Raw genomic sequence first — 24,639 nt, 5'->3', positions numbered from 1 at the left:
ACTATCGCAACGATTAGGCCCGCACAGGCGCCTCACCCAAATCCCAGAACAACCCCGCCATGATGTTCAGCGCCTCCTCCGTCACCGGCAGGAGAATGTGTTCATCCGGCGCGTGCTGCGAGCAGCCGGGGTAGGAATGCGGCACCCACACGGTGGGCAGGCCGAGAATATCCGTGAACACGTCATTCGGCAGCGAGCCGCCGAAATTCGGCAGCAGTGCCGGCGCGCTACCCGTGGTCTTGCGCACGGACTCGACGGCCCAGCCGACCCAGGGATTGTCGATATCGGTGCGCGATGCCGAAAAATATTGCGACTGGCTCACCTTGATGTCGGCAAAACCGTTTGCGGCAAGGTGTTTCTCGATTGCCGGTACGACATTCTCGATATCGGTGCCGACCACGAAGCGCAGCTGCAGCACCGCGCTTGCCTTGCCGGGAATGGCATTGGCGGGATTGTTGATATTGCCCGCATTGATCGCCAGCACTTCCAGCGTATTCCAGGCATAGAGCCGTTCCGCCGGCGACAATCCGTCTTCGCCCCAATTCTCCGACAGAGCCGGTTCATCGGCCGACGGCGCGACGATCACGTCAGCCAGAGCCGCACGGACCTGATTGGAAATGCGCGGCGGCTTCAGTGCGTCCAGCAGGATGCGGCCGTTTTTGTCGACCAGCGTCGCTATCGCCGACGCCAGGATCGTTGCTGGATTCGCGAGTAGCCCGCCCCAGTTGCCGGAATGATGCGCACCGTCACGCAACTCGATATCGAGATGAATGCGGCGGCCACCGCGGCAGCCGAGAAAGATCGTCGGGCGCTCGGCCGACAGACGCGGGCCGTCGGAGGCGAGAAACAGATCGGCCTTGAGCGCATCGCGATGGGCCTCGCAGATCTTCGGCAGATCGGGCGAGCCGATCTCCTCGCCCATCTCGATAATGAACTTCGCGTTGAAGCCGAGCTTGCCGCCGCGCGCGTCATACACCGCGCGAAGAGCGGCGATGTTGATGGCATGCTGGCCCTTGTTGTCGGCGGTGCCGCGGCCGTAGACGCGCTCGCCTGATGTCGTGCAGCGCCACGGATCGAGCCCGTCGCGCCATTCGCCTTCCATGCCGGGGACCACATCACCATGGCCATACATCAGCACGGTCGGCAGGTGGTCGCTCTCGTGATAGGTCGCGAGCAGATGGGGCCCGCGCCCCGATGGCGACGGGATGATGTCAGTCGTAAAGCCGAGCGCCGTGAAGGTCGGCGTCAGTTCCTGTTCGAGATAGGCGCGCAGATCGTCGGCGCGCTTGTCGCTCTGGCTCTCGGTCTTGTAACCCACCATGCGATCGAGCGTGGCGAGGAAATCACCTGACGTGAACTGCGCGTTGACCCGCGCGATGGCATCAATCCGTGTCATCTCAGAGCGACGCCATCACGGCTTCGGTCTCGGTCAGCAGCCGGTCGGCATTTGCCTCGGTGAAGACCAGCGGCGGGCGCACCTTCAGCACATTGGCATGAGGACCCGTCGCCGAAATCAGTACGCGACGCGCGCGAAGACCATTGACCACAGCCGATGCAGCGGCGGCATCCGGCTCCTTGGTACTGCGATCCTTCACGAGCTCCACGCCCACATAGAGGCCCGAACCACGGACATCGCCGATCTGCTCATATTTCTTCGCCAGCGCATGGAAGCCGTCGCGCAGGATCTTGCCAACGCGGAGCGAATTCTCGACCAGCTTCTCGTCGCGAATGACGTTCAGCACGGCCTGTGCGGCCGCCATCGCGACGGTGTTGCCGCCGAACGTGTTGAAGTAGCGGTTGTCGCGGCCGAATTTCTCCACGATCTCCGGCAGCATCACGGCGGCAGCAACGGGGTAGCCATTGCCCATCGGCTTGCCCATGGTGATGATATCAGGCGTGATGCCGTGGCGCTGATAGCCCCAGAGCTTTTCACCGCTGCGGCCGAAGCCGGACTGCACTTCGTCGGCGATGAACACGCCGCCGGCCTGGTGCACGACATCGAGCACCGGCTTCAGCACGTCGGTCGGATGCGAGAAGATGCCGTCGGACGAGAACATCGAGTCCGCGATGAAGGCGGCGACACCGACGCCGCGGCGTTGCAGGTCAACGATCTGCTCCGACACTTTCTCCGCCATCCACGCACCGATCTTTTCCGGCGCGATGCGATAGGAATCCGGCGCGGGCACGCGACGCACATAGGTGCCGAGCGGCGAATACGGCCCGAGCGACGGCGAGAAGCCCGCGGTCAGTTCCGAATTGCCGTGATAGGCCTCTTCGGTGATGATGATGCCCTGATTGCCGGTGTGATGCTTGGCCATGCGGATGGCGAGATCGTTGGCTTCCGAGCCGGTGCAGGTGAACATCACATGGCGCTTCGGCCCGTCGAACGTGCTGAGCAGATCCTCGGCGTAATCGAGAATGCCCTTCTGGATGTAGCGCGTGTGGGTGCAGATGGTCTGCGCCTGCTGGGTGATCGCATCGACCACGCGCGGATGGCAGTGGCCAACCGAGACCACGTTATTATAGGCGTCGAGATATTCGTTGCCTTCCGAGTCATAGAGCAGCACGCCTTTGGCGCGCGCGACCTCGACGGGGTTGCTGTAGAACAGCCGGTAGGCCGGGCCGAGCAGATCGCTGCGGCGCGCGACGAGCTTGCGGCTCTCTTCGGTGAGGCCGGTTGCCGTGGCGGGGTCGAAGCCGTTGACCATCTTGCCGCGCGGGGCGCTGGTGACTGCGGTCATGTTGTTGTTTCCTCTGGAAGCAGGGTCGGATGTGGCGAAGACTATCTGGCGAAATCCATCAACTGATCGGAGATCTCGTCCATCGAGCGGGCGATGAACCAGTCCATCTGCACCCAGGTCTGCTCATTGTTGCGCAGGACATAGGCGGCGACGGACGGCACCCGGTTGGCCATCGCCGTCGACAGCAGCAGGCGCGTCGCCAGACGGGAGAAGATCAGATGCGGAATGAGGCTCAGTTCTTCCGCCGTCAGATCGGCGATGGACAGATAGCCTTTCAGGAGATCGCGACCATCGGCAAAGACATCGCCCTTCATCGCGACGGGCAACTGATTGAGCATCGCCGTCGACGCATCGATGGCAATGGCGGTGCGGACCGTGTCGCCGAAATCGATGATGCCGCTGACAAAACCCGGCAGCGACGCATCGACGACGACATTGGAGCGCGTGAAATCGTTATGCAGCACCTGCATGCGGCACTGCTTGAGCCGGCCCTCGATCGCCGCGAAGCGCTCAAGCGCCGCCTCGACCTTGCGGCGCTGGCCGGTATCGGTGATTTCCGCCAGCAGATCGCGCAGCGTCAGCAGGTTCTTGACGTCCCATGCGACAACCCGGGAATCCGACGGATGGCTGAAATCGGCCAGCGCGAGGCGGAGCCGCGCCAGCAATTTGCCGATCTCGGCCCGACCCGACGCCGTGGACGGCACCTCGCTGAGAGGCTGGCCTTCGAGATAGGACATCATCCGCACCTGCCGGCGCTGGCCGGCACGATCCAGATAATTGAAATGCCGCTCGCCCTTGTCGTTGGGAATGACGCGCGGCACCGGCAGATCGGGCGCACGCGCTGCGACGTGATCGAGCACCTGCACCTGCAGATCAATCTCGGGAATGTCCTCGATGGGGTTCGCAACCTTCAGGATAAAGCGCGGCCCGCTTGCCGGTGCGATTCGGAAGGTGTCGTCCTTCTCGGTGGCAAAGCGCGTGGGACGGCCTTCGATGCCAAAACGCTCGCGGGCGAGATCGACGGCCTCATCATCCGTCATATTTATATACGATGCCGCGAGTCCGCCCTGCATTGCACCCGGACGCGCGGAAGGCTCAAATGTCACCTGAACTGATCCATCTCGATTCGGAACCCGGCACGTCGCGGCCGGTACGCGCGACCATAGCAACGCTGTTCCCGCTTGTCAGGGCGTCCGCGCGGATGCGGGCATTTTCGACGAATTAAGCCCGTATTTTCTGCCTTTGCTGCCCATTTGGGCATGGATGCCACGGAAGCCACATCCATCGCATATGCGCGGCATCGATCCGCCGGGCGCCGTCAACGCCTATGGCGTGGGCCGACCGACGATACGGCAGGCGACGGCGTAAGCGCCGTTGCTCTGGTCTTGGCTATTTGCCTCTGACGGCGCCGGGGCCGCGAACATCGCTGATCGGCACACAGCTTTTCTTGCGACGCTGGTTGTTCGGCGCACCTTGCACCTTCAGCACCTTGCCCGCCGAACACGAACCGTTGTCGACGAACACGGTCGCATACGGATCCATCATCAAAGGTTCGAAGGAGAGAAATTTTTGCGCGAAACACGGCTGGGCGACGGCCGTCAGGAACAGTCCAAGTAGAATAGTACGCACGACGATTATCTCACATAGATGACAAGACCGCCGATGATCACCAGGGCCGCGATAGCAAGAACATGGGCGCATGCAATCGAAACCGCCTCGACGGCGGAACCAACCTTCTGCCTGAGCTTCGACTCCTTGAATCGGAGCATAGGCATGCGAGACGCCACTTGCGCCTTGAAACGAGAGTCAGTCAATGAGCAGTCCCCAAATGCCGGCGCAAGATGTGTCCCACTTTGCCGACGAGCAAAGACTTGCGGTCAAATGAGGCGACAGTGAGTCAGGGTAACAGCCGACAATGATCGCCGGGATTCGTCGGTCAGTTGGATTCCATGATCCATGCCCTGCCCGCTTGCGCGACGGACGGCGCAACATCGCGGCCGCAGAACTCCGCAGCGCGTTCGAATTGTTCCTGAATTTCCGATGTTACCACCCCATTTGCGGCATCGAGTTCCCGCAGCGAGATGGTCGATGTGAAGGTTCCGGCAAAACAGCTGCAGAATTTTTTGGAATCGCTCGAAGGTTTGTTTGGCCGCTTACGAAAGTGGTTCGAACAGCTTGTTTCCAGATTGTTCGCCATCTGATCGATTTCGTTCGCATAGGCCGGCGATGCGATGACGGCGGCAAGCGCCAATGCAAGTGCAGTCTGTTTCATGGTGCAATCATAGCCTCGGTACTCCAGCAACACATTGTCACTCTCATGTCATCCTCAGGTTCCACGGGAGAAGCTGATGCTCACGCGCCTGTGTTCGGTATTCCGACATTCGGGGTTGAATTGTTGCAATTGTGACGGTTGAACAAATGGGCCGCATTGGCGATGTTCGCGAATGGGGCGGATGCCGAAAGTGATTGTGATTCTGCGATCTGCGGTCTGAGCGCCGCATTATTCGCTTATTCAATGGGTTCTCTGCTACGCGACGATCTCGGCATTTCCAGCAGACATGTCAGGTCGATAACGCTACACTGTCCGGGATTGATTGCGCTGTTGCTTGCGCTCGAATTCCTGAGCACCAACTGGACCAGGCCGTTGCAGGATAGCGGCATGCCCCATAGGACGTCTTCATGGACAAGATCGCTCCGCATAAAGTCACGAAGGCCGATATCGTCTTCTCCGTCGGCCGCGGCCTCGTGATGGCCGCAGCCATCATCGGCGCCACATATTTCCTTGGAAGCTGGTATCTCGGCGGCAGCGACCTGGAATCGATCTACCAGACTGAAAGCTATAACGACGCCTCCACGACGCCGCGAAGCGAACATGCGACTGCGCCCGGCACAACGGAGGAAGCGACGCAGTAAAACACTGCGCGCCTCCTCGCATCTGCGCAGATGCGCTGGCTAGTAAGCCACTGCTTGCGGCCGCCCGACGCCGCTATAGAGAAATCCGTTCCGCGTCACTTCATCCGGCGAATAGATGTTGCGGAGATCGATGATCACCGGACAGGCCATGATCGCCGCCATCTCCTTCAGATCGAGCGCGCGGAACTGCTCCCATTCGGTGACGATGACCATGGCGTGACACCCGCGGGCGCATTCATAGGGCCCCTCGCAAAAGGTGACATTCTCGAACACCTTCTTCGCCTGCTCCATGCCCACGGGATCATAGACCCGCACCTCGGCGCCCATATCCTGCAGCGCCGTGATCAACGGGATCGACGGCGCGTCGCGCATGTCGTCGGTATTCGGCTTGAAGGTCACACCGAGAATGGCGATGGACTTGCCGCGCAGATTGCCGCCGAAGGCATGCGCCACCTTGCGTGCCATGGCGCGCTTGCGCTGGTCGTTGACGGCAACCACGGTCTCGACGATGCGCAGCGGCGCTTCGTAATCCTGGCCCGTCTTGATCAGTGCCAGCGTGTCCTTCGGAAAACACGAGCCGCCATAGCCCGGTCCGGCGTGCAGGAACTTCAGGCCGATCCGGTTGTCGAGGCCGATGCCCCGCGCGACTTCCTGCACATTGGCGCCCACCTTCTCGGCGAGATCGGCGATCTCGTTGATGAAGGCGACTTTCGTGGCCAGGAATGAATTGGCGGCGTATTTGGTCAGTTCGGCCGTGCGGCGATCCGTATACATGATCGGCGACGAGTTAAGATGCAGCGGCCGGTAGACTTCGGCCATCACGTCCTTGGCACGCTGGTCGCTGGAACCGATGACGATACGGTCGGGATGTTTGAAGTCTCTGATAGCCGCGCCTTCGCGCAGGAACTCCGGATTCGAGACCACGGCGAATTCCGCCTCCGGGTTCTCCTCGCGAATGATGCGCTCGACCTCGTCGCCGGAACCGACCGGCACCGTCGACTTGTTGACCACCACGGTGAACTTCTTGATGGCCTTCGCGATCTCGCGCGCCGCTGCATAGACATAGGACAGGTCCGCATGACCGTCACCACGCCGCGATGGCGTGCCGACGGCGATGAACACCACCTCGGCCGCACCGACAGCAGATGTGACATCGGTAACGAATTTGAGACGTCCCTGCTTGGCATTGCTCGCGACCAGCGCATCGAGACCAGGCTCATGGATCGGAATCTCACCGTTGTTCAGCGCATCGATCTTTCCCTGATCCGTATCGACGCAGGTGACGTGATGGCCGAAGTCCGAAAAGCACGCCCCCGACACGAGCCCCACATAGCCAGCGCCAATCATGGCAATTCGCATTGCATGTCCTGTCTTGTAAACAGTCCGCGGTCAGAACGACCCGGACATCCCCCGAGAATTCCGCATGCGCCTCAGCTGTTGAGGATCAACTCGCCGTCGAGATGCTGCGGAAAGAAAAAGAAGTTGTTGACGTAAGCTTGCCCGGGTTTACGGCCACCATTGGGCAACAGCGCATCGGCGTCCTGCATTTCCCCGGCGTTGAAATGATCGATGGAGATCACCTCGTCGTCCTGGAGGAAGAAGCCGCGATAGGATTTGTCGCGAAAGAAATCGAACACCGAGCGCGTCGCCTCGGCACGGTGGCGATCCTCAGCCTCGACAAGGAAGACCGGCTGGCACCGGTCGATCAGGCCGACGGCTCCATGCAAGACGCTCAACTCGTGCCCCTCGACGTCTACCTTCACGAAGGACACGTCCTCGCGCACGACACCATCGAGACGCGCCAATGGAACATGCGTGGTGATCAGTTGCTTCACCGACGGTTCGTATTGCTGTTCGAGCGATGCCCGCCCGTAAACAAGGCCATCCTCGCCTTGCGGTGTGTAGAGCTCGGCATCGCCTTCATGATCCGAGAGAGCCACTTCATGGATGCGCACATTGGACGCGGAGGTACGCCGGAGCAGATCGGCCATCTCACGCGACGGCTCGAACGCATGGACCTGACCGGACAGTCGCGCCAGTTGCTGGGTATAGAGACCGCAATTGGCGCCGACATCCACCGTGACGGCCCCCTGCGGCACGATCTTGTCGAGATAAGCCAGTTCACGCTCCGCCGATTTGGGACGCTTCATGAAGCGCCAGCGCAGATACATCGACGGGAAAGCGTCTTTCAGGAGCTGCTTGGTCCGTTGCGTCGCCGTCATGGCTGTCACCCTTCGTTCGAGGCTGGTTTCAAGGCAAAACAATTCCGGGCGCCGGACGGAGGTCCGCCAGCGCAATGTCTGCAATGTGTGGTGTGATCGATGCCGCCGCTCAATCGGTCGTGGGCATCAGAAGGCATTACCGGAGAGGAATTCGCGTCGGACGGTTTGCACGATGATCGTGATGTCCATACGCATCGACCATTTCTCGATATATTCGAGGTCGTAATCGATGCGCGAGATCGCCCGGGGCGCCTCCACGGTGCTGCCGCGACAGCCGCTCACCTGGGCCAGGCCGGTGATGCCGGGCCGCGCGCTGTGACGCGTAAAATAATACGGCACGAGATCTTCATAGAGCACGTTGGCGGCCAGCATGCCCGGAACATGGGGCCGCGGCCCAACCAGAGACATATCGCCCTTGAGCACGTTGATCAGCTGCGGAATTTCGTCGAGGCTGGTCTTGCGCAGCAGCTTGCCAATCCGCGTCACCCGGGCGTCGCCTTCGACCGTCTGCTGAATGCCGCGCTTGTCGCCGGCATCGGTGCGCATTGAGCGGAACTTGTAGATCTTGAAGAACCGGTTGCGGTAGCCATAGCGATACTGGGTAAAGAACACCGGTCCCGGCGAGGTCGCCTTGATGATGATTGCGATCGTGATCAGCAGCGGCGCGAGAAACAGCAGGGCCGAGCCTGCGGCCGCAATGTCGAACAATCGCTTGGCAATCGACTCCGACGGCTCGCACCGGGCAACCTGGTTCGTCCGGCGGCTGCGATAGGCGCTATTCCGATAGGACCCGTGGCCGGCAAACTCGACCGGCCGCACTGAAATGAGCTGCCGCTCCTTCCAGAGCGGCGTCACCTTGTTGCGATCAAAACCAACTGAAACTGTAGAGGCCATGCTCTCGCTCCCTGCTGGAACTTTGGTGCGCGATAATCGAACAGAAACATGCCTATGTGGCAGGCATGCGAATTCAGAACTCTTCCCTTCGACGAACATTCGCAATTGCGAAACCATCTTCGTCGATCAGCAAGAACCTTCATCCCTGAAGATTTCTTAACTGTGCGAACGAATTAGGGCGGCAAAACGGTATTGGCGTGTAACATTACGCAGTCGCAATATTGATATAATTGTGCGGCGCGCAAAATTCTTTGTGCACGGAAGCGCTTAGATCATTTTGTGGGTCTATTGCGCTGCATCACGCTCACAGCAGCCATGCAAAATAATTACACGACGCAGATCGATGAATTGCATCGCGTCGCTGCGAGATCAGGTGCATGATCTCCGCAATTAACAAATAGCCACCAAGCAGCAATCGATTCGAGCTTGATTTTTCACTCGATACTAAAGCGCGCCCATTATGTTGCGCACTGAGACTGCTCACTCCGCCAGATATTTCGGCATCGCCATGGTCGCTCGACGAACACCTCAGATGACTACAGGGGACATTTCATTTCCCCCGCGCGCGATCGCCGTGGATAAGGCGGCGATCTCGAGCCCTGTGGACAGTTCTACCAGCGATGTGCACAACGCATCTGGCCGCAAACTGCGAAATAGACTTCTTCTTATCAATGCGGCCGTCTGGGTCGCTGTGATCGTCGCCGTTCGCATCATTTTCTTCTGAGCTCATCGCTATCCCCAAAGCTTTATGAGTCCCAAGGCGTTGCGCGGCCGATTGAATTTGACCGCGACGGTTCCCTGATCGTAGCTTGCGCGAAATGCCGCGCTCCCTCTCCAGGTCAGATTCGAACAAGGCGGCACTGCCGCCCGATACGCGTATCTATGCTATCGGCGACATTCACGGGCGCGCCGACCTGCTGCAGGAGACCATCGCGCGCATCGATGAGGACATCCGACGTCGCCCGATCACCTATGCGGCAGAGGTCTATATCGGCGATTACATCGATCGTGGCGCGGATTCGAAAGGTGTGATCGATTTGCTGGCAGTCCGCATGGTGCACAACCATGCAATCTGCCTACGCGGCAATCACGAAGCCATCATGGAAGACTTCCTAGAGGATGCCAGCGTACTTGAGCACTGGCGCCAACTGGGCGGACTTCAGACTCTCGCGTCCTATGGCGTTTCTCCATCGCGCACGGCAACGGCGCGCGACGTGCAGAAAGCCTTTCATGCCGCATTCCCTCCGGCGCATGACGCTTTCTTGCGTTGCCTGCGGAACAATATCAGATGTGGCGACTTCTTGTTCGTTCACGCGGGCATTCGTCCCAATGTTCCGCTGTCGTCTCAAGATCCGCATGATCTGATGTGGATCAGGGACGAGTTTCTGGATTCAAAGCGCGATCATGGCGTCTATGTGGTGCACGGACACACGCCGGTTCCCCATGCAGATATTAGAGATAACCGTGTGAATATTGACACAGGTGCGTGGCGCAGCGGCATCCTCACGTGCATTGCCATCGAAGGCACAGAGATTCTGGTTCTCTAAGAAGACATTAGTACGCAATCTGCGCGCTCTCTGAGTACGCCACATTCTTTCGCCGTTTTTTGCCGGACACTCTCGCGCAATTGTCGTCTGCATCAATTGTCATCGAATTGATGCAGATGATCACATTGATGTTGTGTTGGGGGTCTACCATGTTGCGAACGAACCGATGCGCCGGCATTTTGATAGTACCGGTGCTTTCATTTTTCCTTGCTGGCGTCGCTCCGTCGATCGCGCTCGCACAGGACCAGCGGGTTTCTGCGGCTTCGCCGTCAGGCACCTATCTTCTTGGACCAACTGACAGGATTCGTCTGAAGGTCTATGGCGAAGCTGATATCACCGGTGAATATGAAGTCGACAGCAACGGATTTGTATCGATTCCCCTTGCGGGCCACGTGAAGGCCGCTGGACTGACCACACGGCAATTAGAGAAGGGCATCTCCTCCGCGCTGGCCAAGGGAATCGTGCGAGACCCACGCGTGAATGTGGAAATCGCACTGTATCGCCCCTTCTATATCCTCGGCGAAGTGAAGAAGAGCGGCGAATACCCTTATCGCATGGGCCTGACCGTGATGGACGCCGTCGCAACTGCCGGTGGATTCACCTATCGCGCCAATGAGAACAAAGTGTATTTGCGGCGATCGGGCTCAACCGTCGAAGAGATCTATGCGCTCGATTCGCCAGTCCTGGTATTTCCCGGCGACAATGTGCGTGTCCCAGAACGATACTTCTGAACTCATCATTTTTGATTTTGTCTGATGTGTAGTGACCGATGCGCGCCTTCATGTCGCGCGTCGCCATAGTCTCGACTTTTTGCGATGCGTATTCTTGTGCAGTGCGACGAACTTTACTTCGCACTTCACATTGTGGGCAGCAAAGAGAAGGGCGTTTCATCAGACGAGTGTTGAGTGCGCTAGTGGGGGCGCGACATTCATCACGGGCTTGCTGAGTTTGTAAGCGCCAGGATGAATTTCTAAGCGGCAATCAAGTCTCGACGACAATTCGATAGCGGAGGAATGCATGTCCTTCGCAAGGGATGAGTGATGAAATGTACGTTTGTATCAGCAGGATCGGATGCGATCGGCGAAGGACCGGAGGGGCTGCGGCCGATTCCCGTCACGCGCCGCGCTCTCCGTATCGCGCCATGGCCGGTCACGGCGATTCTGCTTGGTATTGCATCACCCGCCAATGCTCAGGCGATCCCGGCAACCAGCGACGAGCTCGCGCCGCCCTGGAATGCGCAACGGATTTTCGAACCGTCCGCGCTGCCCGATCTGGTCGACCGGGATAACCGCGAAGCAGTAGCGCCAGAGGACATGCCAGTAAAAAAGCGACAGCAACCTGGTTATGAACCCGTCGGCATCCGCCAGGGATCCTGGATGTTCAACCCGTCGCTGATGACGGGCGCGCTCTATGACAGCAATGTGTTTGCCTCGAACACCCAGAAGCGCGGCGACGTTGCAGCGGTGATCGAACCCAGCCTGCGTGCGCACACGCTGTGGGAACGACACGGCATCGACATCAAGCTCAATTCACGAACCACGGCCTATAACGAAAATTCAAGCCTCGACCAAACCGATGTGAGCCTGAAGGGCGCCGGCTGGATCGATATCGCCAACGATATGGTCGTGCTGGGCAGTTTCCAGATCGCGCATCTCAATGAGGGTGTGGGTTCGCTGAGTTCGCCTTCCAATGCCGTGACACCGACTCCTTATAATCTGATGTCCGGCGACCTGACCGTCCGCAAGGAATTCAACCGGCTGGCGACATCGATCGGCGCACGCGTCGACTCGTACGATTACGGCACGGCGCGCGCGCAGGATGGCAGTCTGATCGACCAGAGCAGCCGCGACGGCCAGATCTATGCGCTTCACGGCCGCGTCGATTATGCGTTCTCGCCTGTGCTCGGCTGGTTCGGCGGCGTCGAAGGCAACCAGCGCAACATCCGCGGCGTGCCCGGCCAGACGCTGGACTCCACCGGCTATCGCGCGTTGTCCGGCTTGACCGTCGGTTTCGGCAATCTGCTCCGCGGCGAATTCGGCGGCGGCTATGTCGAGCAGCGTTTCGACAATCCTCTGATCGGCACCGTCGACGGACCGTCCTATCGCGCCAAGCTCACATGGAGCCCGACGCGATTGATGGACATCCACGTCAAGGCCGAACAACTGGTCACGCAGACATCCGATACCAGCTCGACCGGCGTGCTGGCCAATGCCGTGCAGGTCGGCGTCGACTACGAGCTGCGTCGCAACGTCATCCTGTCGCTGGCGGGCGCCTATGAGATCGATCGCTTCTTCGGCCAGGCCCGCAAGGACCGCGTAACCACGACCAATGCCAGCGTGAAGTATTTGATGAACCGCTTCAGCGCGATCTCGGCCTATCACCGCTACACATCGCGCGACAGCGATATACCCACCTTCAGTTACGACAAACACCAGGTAGGGCTCAATGTTACAGCGCAATTTTGATCAGCCTTATCCGGCGGCACCGGAACCGGTTCCGACCGCCGTTGCCGGTTGGCAGGCACCGACCGTCGATCTCCGGGAAATGGCGCGCATCCTGCGCCGGCGCTGGCGCGCGGTCGTGCTGCCCGCCGCCGTGCTCGGCGGCATCGCCCTCGCTTATGTGGCGACGGCGACCACACTCTATACTGCGAACTCCACCGTACTGGTCGATCCCCGGCGCGCCAATGTGGTCGAAACCAACCAGTCGGTGCTGACCAATTTCGGCACGGACGATGCGACCATCGAGAGCCAGACGCTGCTGATCCAGTCGCTCTCGATCCTGCAGCGCGTGGTCGACAAGTTGAAGCTGACGCAGGATCTCGAGTTCATGCCAAAGCCCGGCCTGCTCGATCCGATCCGCAATCTGTTCCGCAGCAGCAGCCCGGTCGATGGCGTGAGCCCCGAAGATGCCGCGCGTGCATACTCCATATATCTGCTCCAGCGCCGCATGAAGGTGACACGACAAGGCACGACATTCCTGGTCGATATCGCCGTCAGCTCGGAATCGCCGCAGAAAGCCGCGACCATCGCCAATGCGGTGGCTGACGCCTATTTCGAGGAACAGGTCCGCGCCAAATTCGACGCGACGCGCATCGCAGCCAAATGGCTCGGCGGCCAGATCGATGCGCTGAAGAACCGCGTCGTCACCTCCGAACAGGCCGTCGCGGACTATCGTTCCGCCAATAACCTCGCGGTCTCGCAGGGCGTGACGGTCAACGACCAGCAGATCACCGATCTCAACAGCAAGCTGATTGCTGCCCGGGTGCAGACCGCCGAGGCGCGTGCCAAGTTCGATCAGGTGCAACAATTGGCGAAAACCGGCGGCGATGCCGGCGGGCTCAATGCCGCCGTCTCCTCGGAGATGGTGACCAAGCTGCGCGCGCAATATGCCGATATCGCCAAGAACGAAGCCGACCTGACCAGCAAATATGGTCCGCGGCATCCGCAGGTCGCCAATGTGCGGGCGCAGCTCAAGGACACGCAGCGGCTGATCAACGAGGAAATCGGGCGCATCGTGCAGGGCACGGCGCATGATTATGACGTTGCGAAATCGCGCGAGGCGTCGCTGCAGGACAGTTTCGACAAGCTGCAGGGCGTGTCCAGCACGTCCGGTCAGGCCGTGGTCCGGCTGCATGAGCTGCAGCGCGAGGCCGAGGCCAACCGCACGCTCTATGAGTCATATCTGGCGCGCTCGAAGGAGACGACGGCGCAGGAAAGCCTGGAGATGCCGGACTCCCGCATCGTCAGCTTTGCCAGCATCCCGCTCAAGCCCTCCGCGCCGAAGACCATGCTTATTCTCGGCTTTGCCATCCTGCTCGGCCTCGGCGGCGGCACGGTGCTGGCATTCCTGACCGACTATCTCGACGGACGGATCAAGACGTTGGAACAGGCCGAAGAGATTTCGGGCGTCCCCGCTTTGGCCGCTCTACCCTCGATCAGCAGCCGCGAACTCGCCGGGCGTGCCAAACGCGGCCGCACAGAGCTCGGAAATTACGATCCGCGCACCATGCGGCTGCTGCCGGCTGCATTGCAGCCACCACTGATGCGCTATGCCATCGAGGAGCCCGGCACATTCTTCGCCGAAGCGATCCGCGCCGTGCGTCTGGCGATTCAGCGTGCGCGCAAGATCGACACGGTCAAGGTCGTGCTGGTGACGTCGGGCCTCGAAAGTGAAGGCAAGACGACCTTCGCCGGCAATCTCGCACTGTCCTTCGCCACGCTGGGCATCAAGACACTGCTCATCGACGGCGATCTGCGCAATCCCGGCCTGACCCGCGCCGTCAGCCCCAATGCCGATGCCGGCCTCCTGCAGGTGGCGACCGGCGAAGTGTCGCTGGAGCGCGCCATCCTGCTCGATCGCAGCACCGGCCTCTCGATTCTACCCTCCCCCGCTATCAAGGACGTCGACGCCATCACCGAGTTGATGTTCTCCGAGCAGATCGTCGAAATCCTCGACCGCCTGAAGTCGCATTATGAATTGATCATCATCGACTCGCCGCCGCTGATTCCGCTGGTCGACGGCCGCGCGCTGGCCGAACTCGCCGATCGTATCCTGCTGGCCATGGCCTGGAATCAGACACCGCGCGAAGTCGTCGCCCACACGATGGAGCTGCTGGCTCCGGTGCATGATCGCATTCTCGGCACCGTGCTGACCCAGGTCGATCTCAGCAAGATCCGCTTCTATGACTATTACCGCAGCTCGGCCTATCTGAAGCCCTATGGCGTCGCCGCCGCCAGTGCGGGAGCTGCGCGTTGACATTGGCCCGGACCGCGCCGCTCAGGCTGCACCGCAACGGCGCCCATGCCGCGGCAGGCCTGCGTGCGCGCGTTCCGCAACGACGCCAGATCGTCAACACCGCCCAACTCATTAATTTAATGATCGTCAGCGTGCTGCTGGGCGCCATCGTCGCGATCTTCACGCTGTCCGGCGGCGTTCTGACCAATCTCAAGATCCATTACCTGACACCCGGCGGCAATTTTCTCGAAAAGCTCCATCCCGGGACCTATGCGACATTCATCGCGACGCTTTTGCTGCTGATGCGCGACGGTGACCCGATCGGTGAGATCAATCGTGCCTTCACGGACGCCAAGCTTTTGCTGGTGCACCTGTTCTGCTGGTTCGTCCTGCTGATCCAGATGTTCGTGCTGGAACGCCCGTTCACGGTCATCATCGACACGTTCCTGCTGCCGGTGCTGCTGTGCCTGCTGATCTGGCGGCTGACGCCGGCGCAGCGGCGGCCGTTGGTCTGGGCCATCCATGCGACACTGCTGCTCAACATCCTGATTGGCTATTACGAATATTTTTCCGGCCATCGCATCATTCCGCTGACGCTCGGCAGCGTGCTGGTGGTCGGTGAATGGCGCTCGGCTGCGCTGCTCGGCCATCCGCTGACGGCCTCGGGCATCGTCGGCGCCTATATCATGGCGCTGGTGCTGCGACCGGCCATCTGCCCGCCGATCATGATCCGCGTGCCATTGATCGCCTTCAGTCTGGGCTCGCTGATGGCCTTCGGGGGCCGTACCGCGCTGATGACGGTATTGTTCGTGCTGGCTTGCCTCGGTCTGCTTGAGACGATCCGGCTGATCCGCGGCAAGCGCGTGCCGCTGCTGTTCGCTGTCGGCGCAATCTGCTTTCTTTTTGCGGCGGCAGGCGTCGTGTTTGCTGCGCTCTATCTCGGCATCTTCGACAAGATGCTGCTGCGCTTCTCATCGGATAAAGGCAGCGCCCTGGCTCGCTTTGCGACCTTCGACATGCTCAATCATTTCCAGTGGAGCGAACTGATCCTCGGACCCAATCCGGTTCGCGTGAACGCGCTGCAGTCGCAGCTCGGTTTGAATTATGGCATCGAGAATTTCTGGGTGTCCTGCATCGTGCAATTCGGCCTGATCCACACCATCCTGATCACGCTCGGCCTGACCTGCTTCTTCATCGAACTGCTGCGCCGGTCGGACCGAGCAGCCTTCGCCATCTTGCTGCTGATCCTGATGATTGCGGCAAGTTCGGTGAGTTTCTCGTCGAAGAACATCCAGCTCGCGCAGCTCGTTCTACTCATTGCGCTGCTGTTGCCGCGCGAACGCGCGCCGGCCGTGGCGCCACCCCGCTATGTCCATCAGCGGCCGCCGATGGCGGCCCCGCATGTCCGCGCCGTCCCCCGGGATCAGGAGTTTGCATGACTATCTATGTCGATCACACCCATCTCGGACGCCATGTGACCGGACTCGAACGGATCACACTGGAGTTGTTCTCGGAACAGGCGCTGGCGCCGCTCGATGTCGTGCCCATCACCTCGCGCGGCACCGGCCAGATGGTGGCGACGCAGACTTTCGGTCTGCCGATGCGCCTGGCGTCTCCCTCGTCGTTCCTGCTGTGCCCCGGCTTCCCGCCAAGCCCGCTGCTGCGGATGTTTTCATCACGTGTGCTGCCCTATATGCACGACGACTTCCTGCTGACGCGACAGGCCGATCTCAATGCCCGCGCGCGACTCTATATGGCGACGCCTTTCAAGATCGCGCTGAAGAACTATCCGCGCTTCCTGACCAATTCGCGCGACACCCAGCGCAAGCTCGCCGAGCATTGTCGTCCGGACGCCGAGATCACGCTATATCGCCCGCCAGTGCGCAACGTGTTCGAGCTGGAATCCGCCGAGCGCGCCGAGCGCGAACCCGAGACGTCGCCGCTGCGCGTCGTCGCCCTCGGCACCGTGGAGCCACGCAAGAACTTCATCGCCGCGGCCAATATCGTCCGTGAACTGCGTCAGCACGGTTTTCCCGGCGCCACCCTCGACATCGTCGGCCGCAAAGGTTGGGGCGATGACTGGAAGACGCTGGAACGCATGTCCTGCGTGACCTTGCATGGCTATCAGTCGTCCGAGAACGTGGCGCGCATTCTCAATGAGGCCGATATTTTCCTTTGCACTTCGCATGATGAAGGTCTCGGCTTGCCGCTGCTCGAAGCCCAATATGCCGGCCTACCGATCGTGGCGCCGAATGCGCCCGTCTTCCATGAAGTACTGGGCACATCCGGCATCTTCATCGATCCGTCGGACCACGGCACCGCAGCGTCGCAGATCGGCGGGGCTATCGCGGCTTCTCAGTGGCGCAGGCAGTATGTTGCGGCAGCGACCGAGAACCTCGCGCGCTGGAACGCGCTGGCAGCGAGCGACCACGACATCGTCATCGACCTGATCGCCGAGCTCGCCGGCGGGCAGTTGGCCGGCCGTCGTTCGGCGGCGAAGCCCACCGTCGCGCATTAGGACCGTGACGCCGGCGTCCATGCCGGATCGGGGCCACGCTTGGCCCGTTCAACAGGGGACATGCTTCTTGCAGGATATCGACACCAGCACACGACATCTGGACGGGCTGCGCATCGTTGCGGCCAGCGCCGTCGTGATCCTGCATTATTCCGATTACATCAAGGAACTGCCAATTGGTCGCTTCATGGTGGACCACACCTGGCACTTCAATCTGTTCGTCGACCTGTTCTTCGTCATCTCCGGCTTCGTCATTGCCAGCCAGTACCTGGCGAAAGTTGGCTCACCCGCCGCGGTTGGCCGCTTCCTGTGGCGGCGCCTCGCGCGGATCTATCCCCTACATCTGGCGACGCTGGCTTTCTATATCGTGATCGCATTGGCACTTCATGCGGGCATCGCCAAGACCGACAACCCGGCGCGCTATCCATTCTCCGATCTGCCGGCGCAGTTCCTGCTCCTGCATGCCATCGATGGCGACCGCCTGACCTTCAATTTTCCGAGCTGGTCGCTGTCGGCTGAGTTCTTCTGCTATGTGCTGTTTCCGCTGATGGTGCTGACGATCGCGCGGAACAGGACGGTGATTGTGGCCCTCGTCGTGCTACCGCTACTGGCCAACAGCATCTATGCCGTTGCCATGGGCACCGAGCCCTGGCCGGACTGGATCAACAAGGGCGGCGCATTCCGCGCTTTACCTGCCTTCAATCTCGGCATCGCCTGCTGGCTGTTTCGCGACCGGATTGCGCGGCTTCCGGCGATACCGGGTCTGCTGGCAGCCGCCCTTGTGCTGTTTCTGATCCTGGGATCGCAGCTGCCGATCATGGTGGCGCTGGCGGTGATCTATCTCATCGCGGTGCTCGCCATCCATCACGACCTCTCCAGCCAGACCACCCTGTTCTCGCGCCTTGGCTTCGAACGCTGGTCGTCGCTGACCTATTCCTCCTACATGCTGCATATTCCGGTCGCGACCGTCGTCCTCACGCTGGCGGCACGCTTCCTTGCCCCCGTCATTCCCGGCGGCAAGCTCGCTCTGGTGCCGCTGGCCATCGCCGTTCTTGCCGCTGCCAGCATTCTGTCCCTGCGCTATTTCGAGACGCCCATGCGGCGCGCTCTCAATGAGGCTTATGATCGCCATTTAAGCACGCGAATTGCCGCGGCGACGGTGCCAAGGCAGACGTGACCTGATGGTGGATGCAACGCAGACAATGTCCGGGACGGCGCGGCCGCTGACTCAAACGAGGACGGCCAGCCGGGATGTGGCCATCGACAGCATGCGCGGCCTCGCCATTCTGATGGTGATCGGCATCCATTCGCTGCAGCAACCGCTCGATGCATCGTGGAAGACCATGCTCGATGCGGCGTTGCGCCCCTGTGTGCCGATCTTCCTGTTCGCATCCGGCTATCTGACCGCCCTGTCGGGCCGCGTTCCACTCGGCAAGCGCGTCATGGCCGCATTGATCCCCTACGCAATCGCTTTCGCTGCGGCCTATCTCTACATGGCGCTACAGAACCCGGCGATGGACCATCGACCGACAACCACGGTCGCCCGTTTCGTGCTCGCTTACGTGTTCGTGTATTATTACGTCTTCGTCTATCTCGGTTGTACGCTCATGCTCTGGCTGACCCTATGGTTTGCCCATCGTGTGCCGACCCAAGCCAATGAGCGACTGCGCGTCGTCCTGATGCTCGCCCTCGTCTTCGGCCTGATCGTCGGCAGCTACATCGATCCCCTGCTGATCCAGCGCGGATTGTCCGAAGGGCTGGTCGAGGAAGTCCGCATGCGCGACATCCCATTCTGGTTCAGTTTTGTGGCACTGGGGATGCTGGTCGCTGGGTCGACGGCGCGGCCAGCCCTTCCGCGGATGCGCCTGACGCTGACCGCTGCGGCACTGCTGGCCTATGTCATCTATGCAGCGGTCCGGCTGCTGAAGATCGGCGACGCCGCCGATTATGATTCGATGGCGTTCTTCGGCTATGCCGGGGCGCTCTGCGTTCTGCTATTCGCCCTCGGTGCCCGCACGCCGGTCCTGGCCACGCTCGGGTCCGGCAGCTACTTCATCTATCTCTGGCATATTTTCATTGTCATGGCCTTGCGCGATCATGGCGGACTGCGCCAGTTCGGCCCGGTTGCGGGAACATTTCTAATGTATGCCATCACCGTCGCCTTGAGCCTTGTCGCACTGCTCGCCGTACAACGATGGGCACCGCCGCGCGCAGCCCGCTGGCTCGGAGCCTGACCATGCTGCTGAAGCGCACGATCCTTTATCTTCCGGCCCAAATCGTCGGGCCGATGTTCCAACTGATCGCGATGATCGTGTGGACCCATGTGGTCAACGAGCATACGCTGGGTGTGATCACGCTGATCACGGCGACGCATGAACTGCTGCAGATCGCATTCTTGGCCTGGTGGTCGCAATATGCGCTGCGTTTCTTCGGTCGCTATCAGGACGGCGAACAGGCCGAACGCTTCTATCGCACCGAGAATGTCGTCATTCTTGTTTCGCTGGTGCTGCAGAGCGCCGCCGTGATCGGCGTGCTCTATACGGTCATCGCGACTGACACCAACCCGGCGCTGCTCGGCGCGACCGTCGCTTACGTCATCAGCCGCTCCCTGAATCTCTATATCGCCGAACGCGCCCGGGTCCGGCACCAGATCGGCGTCTATTCGATCCAGCAGATCGTCGGACCTTCGATTGGCTTCATTCTCGGCCTGGTGCTCATCAAGCTGATCGGCCCGTCGCCGGAATGGCCACTGCTAGGCTATGCCGCCGCGCAGCTCATTGCCGCTTTGGTCGTCCTGCCCCATATCGGCTACAGCCGCCGCCTGTGGCCGATCGACCGCGAGATCATTCGCCATGCGGTGAGCTACGGCATTCCGCTGATTATCGGCGGTGCGCTGGGCTGGGTCGGCCTCAATGCGTCGCGCTTTATCGTCAACGACATGCTCGGCGTCGCCGCCGCCGGTCTTTTTGCCGTCGGTTATGGTCTGGGCCAGCGCGCCGCGGCAGTGGCTGCGATGCTGGTGACGGCAGCGGCTTTCCCGCTGGCGGTCAAGAGCATGGAGCAAGGCGGCAGCAAGGCCGCAATGCGCCAGCTTGCCGACAACAGTGCACTGCTCATCGGCATTCTGGCGCCAAGCATTGCGGGCATCTTCCTGCTACGGGCCGAGATCGTGCACCTGCTGATCGCCACGCCGTTTCAACAGGTGACGCTGGCCATTCTGCCTCTCTCGGCCCTGGCCGGTTCGATCCGCAACATCCGCGCCCATTTCGGCGATCAGGTGTTTCTCCTGCACAGCAAGACACAGCTGATGATCGTGGTCTCCAGCATCGACGCACTGGTGACGATCGTGGCGAGCTTCATCTGTATCCACTATTGGGGACTTGTCGGCGCGGCCGGCGCGACAGTGCTGTCCGCCATTGCCGCAGCGCTGGTCAGTTTCATCATCGGTTTTTCGAAATTCGGCCTGACCCTGCCCTGGGCGCATCTGGCCCGCATCGTCCTTGCAACGACGGCCATGGCGGCGCTGCTGACGCAACTGCCCGAAGCGCCGAACCATGTCTTGCTGGCGGCACATGTCGCCGCTGGCGCGGCGATCTACGTGTTGGTCCTTGCCATCCTTTACGGGCCGACGTTGCTTCGGATGCTGCGCCGGCAGCCGCAACTCTCGGAGCTCTAATGTCGTGAAATCGTCACGACCGTTTGGCGGTCTCCAGCGCACGGGCCATTGCGTACCACAGCGGCTTTTTCTGCATGTTCTCATCGAACGGCAGCGGCCGTGGCAGTCGCTCGGCGAGAGGATTCTTCTTTCTCGCGGCGTCCGTATAGAATGAATAGTGATCGGACAGCTGCCATGCGATCACGGCCTTGACCGCCGGGACCTGCAGCACCGTCTCGAGGAATTTCCCACCGGTCTCCGCGATCATCTTGTCGCGCGTGGCCACATCATCCGGGAACGTGTCGTCGCGGACATCGAATTCGGTGATGTAGATGTCGACCTTGCGTTCGGCGAGCGCGTGGACGAATTCCAGAAACCGCTGGGGATCATGCGGATAGCGCGGCTGCAAGTGGCCCTGCAGGCCGACCACATCGAGCCGGACGCCCGCATGCTGCAATTCATCGACCAGACGCAACAGTCCGGTGCGCACCGCGAGACCAACATCGTCATCGCGTTCCGCCTGTGCCTCATTGAGCACAAGTTTAGTCTTCTTATCCACAGCACCGGCCCGCGCGAAGGCGCGCCTGATATAATCAGTGCCAAAGGCATCGTACCACGGGCCAAGACGATAGCCGCCGGGTGCCTTGTGACCAGGCCAGAACGGCTCATTCACGACGTCCCATGACTGCAATTGGCCGGCATAACGTCCTGCGACTTCATCGATATAACTATCAAAGAAGGCCTGCCGCTCGGTATTGCTCATGGACTTGATCCACTGCGGAACCCATTCGTTCCAGATCAGACAATGACCGCGCATGGGAATGCGATTGCTCGCACAAAATTGTAACAATCGATCGGCGCTCTCGAATCGCTTCGGACCCGCCATCGGCGCAAGCGTGCCCATTTTCAGAGCGATATCCGTCGTTATAATTTTCGTCTGTGTTGTGTAAAGCTCACGATATCCGACATCCTTGTCAATCACCGGCCCTGCAGCCGCGCCAAACATCAAACCATTTTTTGCCGCAATTGTACCAAGGCTCTGCATTTGAGTCGCGCCGAGTGCATGTTGTTGCATAGCGACTGTCGCACCGGCGATGACTGCGAGCGACTTTCTCCTTGAACATTCGAACATATCCACTCTCCATCGATTCAAAATCGTGACTGCTATCTTTTCCATATTGCGCGACAGCATCGCCATCGTTGCGTCGCAATAGTTCGTTTTGATGTCCATGACGTCGGGGAGATGATTTTCGACTCACTTTTCTTTGCTGCATCGGCAGCAAGCAGGTGTGCACTTCGTTCAAGCGTACCTCGGCTACATCGTCATCAGGGGACCGACATGTCGAAGACGCAGGCGCCACACGCCAAAAATCTCACCGTTGACGGAGTCACCGTGAACGTTTCATCGCTCGATGAAGCCGTTTTATCGATCGTAGAAGCGGCCGAACGCGGCGATAACTTCAGCGTATGCACGCTCAATCTCGATCATGTCGTACATCTGCAACAAAAGCCCGATTTTCGCGCGGCCTACCGGCGCGCACGCTTCGTGACTGCGGATGGCTTTCCGATCGTCGTTCTCAGTCATCTGCTTGGCAAACCTATTTCGCGAACAACCGGCGCTGATCTTGCTGCTCCCTTGTGTGAAGCTGCAGGCAAGAAGGGACTTCCCATCTTTCTGTTCGGTTCCGATGGGCCAACGCTGGACAAGACTGCAGCAGAATTGCGCAAACGATATCAGGGCTTGCAGATCGTCGGCACGTTCGCGCCTGGTCGCAACTTCGAGGCCTATTCAGCGGAAGCCGATACAGCGATTGCACAGATCCGGGCATCCGGTGCAAAGCTCTGCTTCCTCGCACTGGGCGCCCCGCGACAGGAAGTGTTTGCGTCGCGCTGTATCGATGAGCTGGACGGGACGGGCTGCCTGTGTTTCGGCGCGGCGCTGGACTTCATCGCAGGTACACAGGTTCGTGCACCGATGTTCACCCAACGTGCCGGTCTCGAATGGGCCTGGCGCATGCTGCGGGATCCGCGCCGCCTTGCGCCCCGCTACGCACGCTGCGCGGCCGCCGTGCCACGTTTGATCGCCAGTACGCTTCCACAAATCCTGAACGCCCGCATGAGGAAAGCCGCATGACCTCGACACTCACTCTGGGCCTTCGCGCCCGGAACGCCGCGCCGGCCAAGCAACGCTACCAGATCTGCCTCATCCACCCGTTCGATCCGCGCGGCCAGAAGGTGGGTGGACTAGAGACCTATATCCGCGACTTCATCACCTTCCATCCCACGGACACGGACATCCTGTTCGTTGGCGTGGATTCGATCGGCGACCTCAAGCTCGGCGAAGTGCGACGGCTGACTTTCCGCGGGCGCGACTTCGACTTTCTCCCGGTCCTGCACTATTCCGACCAGCAGGCTCGAGAGGCCGCGCGCACCATCCGCTCGTCACTGACCGGCCAGTTCTTCATGGCGTTGCTGCGCTATTTCGGCCCGGTCTCGCGGTTAATCCGCGAGCGCGGCTGCACAGTCGATCTTCGCCGTGTCGAATTCTCGTGGCTGCCGACGCTGCTGCGCCGCCCCTTCATCCAGATGCTGCATGGCGAGGGCGCCCCGAAGCTGCAAATGGATTCGCTCCTGAAGAAATATTCGTTCGTGCACAATATCGGCGAGCGTTTCGCGGTCACGACCAGCGCAAAATTTCTGTGCGTGAATCCGTTCATCACCGAACGGCTGCAAAAGACCTATCCCGGCCAGAGCGGCAAGATCGACACACTATGGACCTGGGTCAACACCGACATCTTCAAGCCACAGCCGTTTCCGGCGATGACCGAGCCGTTCCGAATCATCTTCGCGGGACGCCTTGACGAGTTCAAGGATCCGCCGTTGATGTTCAGCACCATCGCCCGCCTGCGCGAGCGGCTGCATGGCCATCTCGAATTCCATTATATCGGGACCAGCGATCCGCATCGCTTTGCCGAATTCGCTGCTATCGAAGACATCACGATCCGGCACGGTTTCAAAGACGCAGTCGGCATGGCCGCAACACTGGCCAATGCCCATGCAGGCATCCTGACATCGGAATTCGAGGGCATGCCGCGCTGCGTACTTGAGACGCTCGCGGTCGGCCGACCGGTCGTCGCCGTGCACCTACCGCAACTGGAATCGGTGATTCACGATGGTGAAAGCGGCTACCTGATTTCGCGTAGTACGTCGCGCGACGAGATGATCGAGAACCTGGCCCAACGTTTCCTCGATACCCGCGATGCGATCGGCACCGGCGAGATCAACCCGGTGCAGGTTGCCAGCGCGATCGATAATTTCACACCAGCGACACAGCTGGCGCGCGTCTTTACCTATCACCAGGACATCCAGAATGCGCGCAACATGACGATGACGCCCTCCGCGGCACACTGAGGTT

22 protein-coding genes are annotated in these 24,639 nt (G+C 60.5%); 12 read left to right on the top strand and 10 right to left on the bottom strand.

Annotated elements, in window-relative coordinates:
• Window positions 1-13: 13 nt before the first annotated feature.
• The 6 genes from SFY93_RS12125 to SFY93_RS12100 all read right to left on the bottom strand — a co-directional run bounded on the left by SFY93_RS12125 (window position 14) and on the right by SFY93_RS12100 (window position 5,046).
• Entirely contained in the window at window positions 14-1,396 is a 1,383-nt protein-coding gene (locus tag SFY93_RS12125) for a M20 family metallopeptidase (protein WP_320447273.1), read from the bottom strand.
• Window position 1,397: 1 nt separating this feature from the next.
• Window positions 1,398-2,741, bottom strand: coding sequence for an aspartate aminotransferase family protein (locus SFY93_RS12120; RefSeq protein ID WP_320447272.1), 1,344 nt, complete (start codon window positions 2,739-2,741; stop codon window positions 1,398-1,400).
• Window positions 2,742-2,782: 41 nt separating this feature from the next.
• On the bottom strand, window positions 2,783-3,781 hold the full coding sequence (locus SFY93_RS12115; protein ID WP_320447271.1) for a phosphotransferase: 999 nt from the start codon (window positions 3,779-3,781) through the stop codon (window positions 2,783-2,785).
• Between the two features lie 349 nt (window positions 3,782-4,130).
• A complete protein-coding gene (locus SFY93_RS12110; protein ID WP_120288788.1) occupies window positions 4,131-4,370 on the bottom strand; it encodes a DUF6719 family protein in 240 nt (79 codons plus the stop codon).
• 5 nt (window positions 4,371-4,375) lie between these two features.
• Window positions 4,376-4,516: a hypothetical protein gene (locus tag SFY93_RS12105; protein WP_158596770.1), complete on the bottom strand. Its 141-nt coding sequence runs from the start codon at window positions 4,514-4,516 to the stop codon at window positions 4,376-4,378.
• A gap of 161 nt (window positions 4,517-4,677) precedes the next feature.
• Window positions 4,678-5,046: a hypothetical protein gene (locus tag SFY93_RS12100; RefSeq protein ID WP_320447270.1), complete on the bottom strand. Its 369-nt coding sequence runs from the start codon at window positions 5,044-5,046 to the stop codon at window positions 4,678-4,680.
• Between the two features lie 374 nt (window positions 5,047-5,420).
• Between SFY93_RS12100 and SFY93_RS12095 the strand changes: the two genes are divergently transcribed.
• Entirely contained in the window at window positions 5,421-5,654 is a 234-nt protein-coding gene (locus tag SFY93_RS12095) for a hypothetical protein (RefSeq protein ID WP_320447269.1), read from the top strand.
• 39 nt (window positions 5,655-5,693) lie between these two features.
• Here SFY93_RS12095 and SFY93_RS12090 read toward each other — a convergent pair whose 3' ends face one another.
• The 3 genes from SFY93_RS12090 to SFY93_RS12080 form a co-directional block, all read right to left on the bottom strand.
• On the bottom strand, window positions 5,694-7,013 hold the full coding sequence (locus tag SFY93_RS12090; protein ID WP_093759182.1) for a UDP-glucose dehydrogenase family protein: 1,320 nt from the start codon (window positions 7,011-7,013) through the stop codon (window positions 5,694-5,696).
• Between the two features lie 71 nt (window positions 7,014-7,084).
• On the bottom strand, window positions 7,085-7,876 hold the full coding sequence (locus tag SFY93_RS12085; RefSeq protein WP_175366890.1) for an FkbM family methyltransferase: 792 nt from the start codon (window positions 7,874-7,876) through the stop codon (window positions 7,085-7,087).
• Between the two features lie 126 nt (window positions 7,877-8,002).
• The gene (locus SFY93_RS12080; protein WP_120288785.1) at window positions 8,003-8,770 is read right to left on the bottom strand and encodes a sugar transferase; all 768 of its coding nucleotides are present in this window, start codon (window positions 8,768-8,770) and stop codon (window positions 8,003-8,005) included.
• A gap of 818 nt (window positions 8,771-9,588) precedes the next feature.
• Here SFY93_RS12080 and SFY93_RS12075 point away from each other — a divergent pair.
• The 9 genes from SFY93_RS12075 (at window position 9,589) to SFY93_RS12035 (ending at window position 21,245) form a co-directional block, all read left to right on the top strand.
• A complete protein-coding gene (locus tag SFY93_RS12075) occupies window positions 9,589-10,317 on the top strand; it encodes a metallophosphoesterase family protein (RefSeq protein ID WP_315844356.1) in 729 nt (242 codons plus the stop codon).
• Between the two features lie 149 nt (window positions 10,318-10,466).
• Window positions 10,467-11,048, top strand: coding sequence for a polysaccharide biosynthesis/export family protein (locus tag SFY93_RS12070; protein ID WP_093759184.1), 582 nt, complete (start codon window positions 10,467-10,469; stop codon window positions 11,046-11,048).
• A gap of 309 nt (window positions 11,049-11,357) precedes the next feature.
• Window positions 11,358-12,782 carry an outer membrane beta-barrel protein gene (locus SFY93_RS12065; protein ID WP_175366891.1) on the top strand — a complete coding sequence of 475 codons (1,425 nt, stop codon included), beginning with the start codon at window positions 11,358-11,360 and terminating at the stop codon, window positions 12,780-12,782.
• Window positions 12,763-15,075 (top strand): GumC family protein, encoded by a 2,313-nt coding sequence (locus tag SFY93_RS12060; protein ID WP_320447268.1) that lies wholly within the window; start codon window positions 12,763-12,765, stop codon window positions 15,073-15,075. Before SFY93_RS12065 ends, SFY93_RS12060 begins: the two co-directional genes overlap by 20 nt.
• Window positions 15,072-16,493, top strand: a complete 1,422-nt coding sequence (locus SFY93_RS12055) for a VpsF family polysaccharide biosynthesis protein (RefSeq protein WP_320447267.1) — start codon at window positions 15,072-15,074, stop codon at window positions 16,491-16,493. The genes SFY93_RS12060 and SFY93_RS12055 overlap by 4 nt, the downstream gene beginning before the upstream one ends.
• Entirely contained in the window at window positions 16,490-17,572 is a 1,083-nt protein-coding gene (locus SFY93_RS12050; protein ID WP_320447266.1) for a glycosyltransferase family 4 protein, read from the top strand. The genes SFY93_RS12055 and SFY93_RS12050 overlap by 4 nt, the downstream gene beginning before the upstream one ends.
• 67 nt (window positions 17,573-17,639) lie before the next feature.
• Window positions 17,640-18,746, top strand: coding sequence for an acyltransferase family protein (locus tag SFY93_RS12045; RefSeq protein WP_320447265.1), 1,107 nt, complete (start codon window positions 17,640-17,642; stop codon window positions 18,744-18,746).
• Window positions 18,747-18,822: 76 nt separating this feature from the next.
• A complete protein-coding gene (locus SFY93_RS12040; RefSeq protein ID WP_244628430.1) occupies window positions 18,823-19,803 on the top strand; it encodes an acyltransferase family protein in 981 nt (326 codons plus the stop codon).
• A gap of 2 nt (window positions 19,804-19,805) precedes the next feature.
• Window positions 19,806-21,245, top strand: a complete 1,440-nt coding sequence (locus tag SFY93_RS12035) for an oligosaccharide flippase family protein (protein ID WP_320447264.1) — start codon at window positions 19,806-19,808, stop codon at window positions 21,243-21,245.
• A 13-nt stretch (window positions 21,246-21,258) separates the two neighbouring features.
• Here SFY93_RS12035 and SFY93_RS12030 read toward each other — a convergent pair whose 3' ends face one another.
• Window positions 21,259-22,455: an endo-1,4-beta-xylanase gene (locus SFY93_RS12030; protein ID WP_320447263.1), complete on the bottom strand. Its 1,197-nt coding sequence runs from the start codon at window positions 22,453-22,455 to the stop codon at window positions 21,259-21,261.
• A 108-nt stretch (window positions 22,456-22,563) separates the two neighbouring features.
• Here SFY93_RS12030 and SFY93_RS12025 point away from each other — a divergent pair, with 108 nt between their 5' ends.
• Both SFY93_RS12025 and SFY93_RS12020 read left to right on the top strand, forming a co-directional pair.
• The gene (locus SFY93_RS12025) at window positions 22,564-23,358 is read left to right on the top strand and encodes a WecB/TagA/CpsF family glycosyltransferase (RefSeq protein WP_320447262.1); all 795 of its coding nucleotides are present in this window, start codon (window positions 22,564-22,566) and stop codon (window positions 23,356-23,358) included.
• Window positions 23,355-24,635, top strand: a complete 1,281-nt coding sequence (locus SFY93_RS12020) for a glycosyltransferase (protein WP_320447261.1) — start codon at window positions 23,355-23,357, stop codon at window positions 24,633-24,635. The genes SFY93_RS12025 and SFY93_RS12020 overlap by 4 nt, the downstream gene beginning before the upstream one ends.
• Window positions 24,636-24,639 lie beyond the last annotated feature (4 nt).

The sequence above is a fragment of the Tardiphaga sp. 42S5 genome, from assembly GCF_034044155.1.
Taxonomy (GTDB): domain Bacteria; phylum Pseudomonadota; class Alphaproteobacteria; order Rhizobiales; family Xanthobacteraceae; genus Tardiphaga; species Tardiphaga robiniae.
Note: the sequence above shows the minus strand (reverse complement) of the source record. Positions and strands in the feature narration are given on the sequence as shown.

Coding starts and splice junctions, on each gene's coding strand:
- SFY93_RS12095 (WP_320447269.1), top strand. CDS start 5,421: ATGGACAAGATCGCTCCGCATAAAGTCACGAAGGCCGATATCGTCTTC.
- SFY93_RS12105 (WP_158596770.1), bottom strand. CDS start 4,516: ATGCCTATGCTCCGATTCAAGGAGTCGAAGCTCAGGCAGAAGGTTGGT.
- SFY93_RS12075 (WP_315844356.1), top strand. CDS start 9,589: ATGCCGCGCTCCCTCTCCAGGTCAGATTCGAACAAGGCGGCACTGCCG.
- SFY93_RS12025 (WP_320447262.1), top strand. CDS start 22,564: ATGTCGAAGACGCAGGCGCCACACGCCAAAAATCTCACCGTTGACGGA.
- SFY93_RS12085 (WP_175366890.1), bottom strand. CDS start 7,876: ATGACGGCGACGCAACGGACCAAGCAGCTCCTGAAAGACGCTTTCCCG.
- SFY93_RS12065 (WP_175366891.1), top strand. CDS start 11,358: ATGAAATGTACGTTTGTATCAGCAGGATCGGATGCGATCGGCGAAGGA.
- SFY93_RS12020 (WP_320447261.1), top strand. CDS start 23,355: ATGACCTCGACACTCACTCTGGGCCTTCGCGCCCGGAACGCCGCGCCG.
- SFY93_RS12090 (WP_093759182.1), bottom strand. CDS start 7,013: ATGCGAATTGCCATGATTGGCGCTGGCTATGTGGGGCTCGTGTCGGGG.
- SFY93_RS12115 (WP_320447271.1), bottom strand. CDS start 3,781: ATGACGGATGATGAGGCCGTCGATCTCGCCCGCGAGCGTTTTGGCATC.
- SFY93_RS12030 (WP_320447263.1), bottom strand. CDS start 22,455: ATGGACATCAAAACGAACTATTGCGACGCAACGATGGCGATGCTGTCG.
- SFY93_RS12060 (WP_320447268.1), top strand. CDS start 12,763: ATGTTACAGCGCAATTTTGATCAGCCTTATCCGGCGGCACCGGAACCG.
- SFY93_RS12125 (WP_320447273.1), bottom strand. CDS start 1,396: ATGACACGGATTGATGCCATCGCGCGGGTCAACGCGCAGTTCACGTCA.
- SFY93_RS12070 (WP_093759184.1), top strand. CDS start 10,467: ATGTTGCGAACGAACCGATGCGCCGGCATTTTGATAGTACCGGTGCTT.
- SFY93_RS12120 (WP_320447272.1), bottom strand. CDS start 2,741: ATGACCGCAGTCACCAGCGCCCCGCGCGGCAAGATGGTCAACGGCTTC.
- SFY93_RS12050 (WP_320447266.1), top strand. CDS start 16,490: ATGACTATCTATGTCGATCACACCCATCTCGGACGCCATGTGACCGGA.
- SFY93_RS12080 (WP_120288785.1), bottom strand. CDS start 8,770: ATGGCCTCTACAGTTTCAGTTGGTTTTGATCGCAACAAGGTGACGCCG.
- SFY93_RS12035 (WP_320447264.1), top strand. CDS start 19,806: ATGCTGCTGAAGCGCACGATCCTTTATCTTCCGGCCCAAATCGTCGGG.